Source organism: Streptomyces sp. NPDC006512, from assembly GCF_040611935.1.
Taxonomy (GTDB): domain Bacteria; phylum Actinomycetota; class Actinomycetes; order Streptomycetales; family Streptomycetaceae; genus Streptomyces.
Window position 1 is genome coordinate 1 of the sequence record NZ_JBEXPG010000137.1, and the last position, 3,406, is coordinate 3,406.

Sequence of the window (3,406 nt, forward strand, 5' to 3'; positions counted from 1 at the left end):
GGGCTTTCGTTCTGTGTTCTTGCGTTTCCGACTCTATCAGACTCTTTCGGGCCCGATTTCCTCGGTGCTTTCCAGGTCCTGCGCTTTCGCGCTTTCCCTTTCCGGCGATTCCGACTCTATCAGAGATTTTCCACCGGATTTCCCGGCTTCCGACGATCCGAATGTGGAGTCGATTGTGCCCGCTTGGAATTCAATTCCTGGGGGCGAGATGAGACTTTAAACCATCACTGCCGAACTTGTCCAGTTCGAGGCAACCGTTCGAATCTACCTCCCCGCGTCTGCCGTGTCAACGGTGTTTGCGGGACGACGAGGAGACTAGCAGCTCAGCGGGTCCCCACGCACATCAGGCGGCGGTGGGGAGCGTCGCCGTGCGGTCGGCTTCCTCGACGTCGCCGGCCTCGCCGGCGCGGGCGGCGCGGCCGCCCAGGACGTACACGTAGACGAGGAAGGCGGCCTCGGCGGCGATGCCGATGCCGATGCGGGCCCAGGTGGGGAGGCCGGAGGGGGTGACGAAGCCCTCGATCAGGCCGGAGACGAACAGGACCAGGGCCAGGCCGATGGCCATGCCGAGGGCGGCGCGGCCCTGTTCGGCGAGGGCGGTGCGGCGGGTGCGGGGGCCCGGGTCGATGACGGTCCAGCCCAGCTTCAGGCCGGTGCCCGCGGCGACGAAGACGGCCGTCAGTTCGAGCAGTCCGTGCGGGAGGATCAGGCCGAGGAAGACGTCGAGGCGGCCGGCGGAGCTCATCAGACCGATGCCGACGCCCAGGTTGGCCATGTTCAGGAAGAGGATCCAGAGGACGGGGATCCCCAGGAACGCACCCAGGACCAGGCAGATCGCGGCGGCCTGGGCGTTGTTCGTCCAGACCTGGGCCGCGAAGGAGGCCGCCGGATGGCTGGAGTAGTACGTCTCGTACTCGCCGCCGGGCCGGGTGAGCTCCTTGAGGTCGGCCGGGGCGGCGATGGCGCCCTGGACCTCGGGGTGGGTGGCTATCCACCAGCCGATGAGCACGCCGAGCGCGGTGGAGAGCAGTGCGGTGGGTATCCACCAGCGCCGGCTGCGGTAGACCGCCGCCGGGAACCCCTCGGTGAAGAAGCGGGCCGCGTCGCGCCAGCTCGCACGCCGGGTACCCGTCACCGTGGCGCGGGCGCGGGCGACGAGCTGGGTGAGGCGGCCCGTCAGCATCGGGTCGGGCGCGCTCGACTGCACGAGGGAGAGGTGGGTGGAGGTGCGCTGGTAGAGCGCGACGAGTTCGTCGGCCTCCGCTCCGGTGAGCCGCCGGCCGCGGCCGAGGAGCTGCTCCAGACGGGCCCATTCCGCCTGGTGGGCCACCACGAAGACGTCGAGATCCATCCGGTTACCGCTCCCCTGCCCCAGGCCACCCGATTCGGCTTACTTCTCCTGTGGTCAGCTTGGCAGACTGGATCGCACAGGGGCGGGTCAGGTCGGTGAAAGGTGTGCTTGTGAGCGATCTCGTGACGGGGGACGCGGTCGTCCTGGGCCTGCGGACCGCGAGGCTGCCGAGCCGGGCGCTGGCGATCCTGCTCGACCTCGCCGTGTACGTCTCCGGTTTCATCGCCGTGTCCATCACTCTGGCCGTCTCGACGGCCGGCCTCGACGATGCCGCCCAGGCGGCGCTGGCGGTGGCGAACTTCCTGCTGGTGATGGTCGGTGTGCCGATCGCCGTGGAGACGCTGAGCCACGGGCGTTCGCTGGGGAAGCTGGCCTGCGGGCTGCGGGTGGTGCGCGAGGACGGCGGGCCGATCCGGTTCCGGCACGCGCTGGTGCGCGGGGCCATGGGGGTCGTCGAGCTGCTGATGACCTTCGGGACGGTGGCCTGCATCGCCTCGCTGGTGTCGGAACGGGGCCGGCGGGTCGGGGACGTGTTCGCGGGGACGCTGGTGATCCGGGAGCGGGTGCCGGGGGCGCGGGTGATGCCGGTGCCCCCGCCGCCGCCGTGGCTGGCCGGACGGTTCTCGGCCCTGGACCTGTCGGCGGTGCCGGACGGGCTGTGGCTCGCGATCCGGCAGTACCTGACGCGGATGGACCAGCTGGACCCGCAGACCGGCGCCGCGATGGCGGCGCGGCTCGCGGACGACGTGGTGGCCCGGACCGGGACGCCGCCGCCGGCCGGGGTGCCCGCGGCCGCGTTCCTGATGGCGGTGGTGCACGAGCGGCAGTCCCGGGACGCGGCCCGGGCCTTCGGCGCGGCCGCACACGCGGCGCAGGCACAGGCACAGCCCCAGGCGCACGTACCGGCACACGTACGAGCAGAGGCGCCGGTACGGGCGCAGCAGCCGGTGTTCCCGCCCGTGGCCCCGCCGGCGGCGCCGTACGTTCCGCCGGCCGCGCCGGTGGTTCCCGTCGCGCCGTTCGTGCCTCCCGTGGCGGCCGCGCCCAAGACCGGGTTCGCGCCGCCCGCCTGAGCGGTTACCCGTCCCCGAGGGCGTCCTCGAAGGTGGAGGGCGGGGTCTCCAGGTGTTCGAGTTCGATGCCGGGCGCCGAGAGGACGACGTCGCCCGCGATGTGGACGGTATGGACCTCGCCGGTGTCCAGGGCGGTCACCTGGTACTCGTCCACCAGCAGCGGGCCGCTGTCCGTGGCGTGCTCCTCGCGGCGCAGCAGGGCCCAGGCCTGGTCGACCGTACGGGCCGCGAGGACCGGGTCGGTGAGGGTGACGAGGCGGACGCGCGTGGCGGGGGCGCCGGGGGCCAGGCGCAGCAGGCGGGACGTCGCGATGAGGAAGGCCGGTGAGGTGCCGGTGAATCCGGGGGCCTGGACGTTGCCTTCGGTGGCCTCGGTGCCGGTGGGGTCGGTGCGGACCCAGGTGACGCCGTCGATGGCGGCGCCGCGGACCTGCCAGCCCCCGGCGTTCAGTTCCAGGCGGATGGGGCGGCCGAGTTCGTCGACGGCGAGGTCGACGGAGCCGCGGTGTTCGCCGTCGGGGTGGGTCAGCTGGGCGACGTAGCGCCAGCCGGACGGGCCGGGCGCGCAGTGGAAGTGCTCCTCGCCGAGGGGGGCGTGGTCGTGGGGATCGTGGAGCGAGTACCGGCCGCGTGGCATCGACGGGCTTTCTGGGATGGGGGCTCGGGATACGGGGCAGGCCCCCGGCACGGGTGCCGGGGGCCTGCTTTCAGCCTGCGCCGCTGATCGGGGCCGTGATCAGTAGCGGTAGTGGTCGGGCTTGTACGGGCCCTCGACCTTGACGCCGATGTAGGCGGCCTGCTCCGGGCGCAGGGTGGTGAGCTTGACGCCGAGGGCGTCGAGGTGGAGGCGGGCGACCTTCTCGTCGAGGTGCTTGGGCAGCACGTAGACGTCGGTCGGGTACTCGGACGGCTTGGTGAAGAGCTCGATCTGGGCCAGGGTCTGGTCCGCGAAGGAGTTCGACATCACGAACGACGGGTGGCC

4 protein-coding genes are annotated in these 3,406 nt (G+C 71.9%); 1 reads left to right on the top strand and 3 read right to left on the bottom strand.

Annotated elements, in window-relative coordinates; translation table 11 throughout:
• Positions 1–343: 343 nt before the first annotated feature.
• Positions 344–1,351 carry a stage II sporulation protein M gene (locus tag ABZZ17_RS39935; RefSeq protein WP_356884284.1) on the bottom strand — a complete coding sequence of 336 codons (1,008 nt, stop codon included), beginning with the start codon at positions 1,349–1,351 and terminating at the stop codon, positions 344–346.
• Positions 1,352–1,461: 110 nt separating this feature from the next.
• Here ABZZ17_RS39935 and ABZZ17_RS39940 point away from each other — a divergent pair, with 110 nt between their 5' ends.
• Entirely contained in the window at positions 1,462–2,424 is a 963-nt protein-coding gene (locus ABZZ17_RS39940; protein WP_356884286.1) for an RDD family protein, read from the top strand.
• A gap of 4 nt (positions 2,425–2,428) precedes the next feature.
• On the opposite strand, the gene ABZZ17_RS39945 is transcribed toward ABZZ17_RS39940, so the two are convergent.
• Complete coding sequence (locus tag ABZZ17_RS39945; protein WP_356884288.1) at positions 2,429–3,061, bottom strand: hypothetical protein; 633 nt, start codon at positions 3,059–3,061, stop codon at positions 2,429–2,431.
• 99 nt (positions 3,062–3,160) lie between these two features.
• Positions 3,161–3,406 (bottom strand): adenosylhomocysteinase (locus tag ABZZ17_RS39950; protein ID WP_356884290.1); only part of this gene is annotated, 246 nt, incomplete at its 5' end.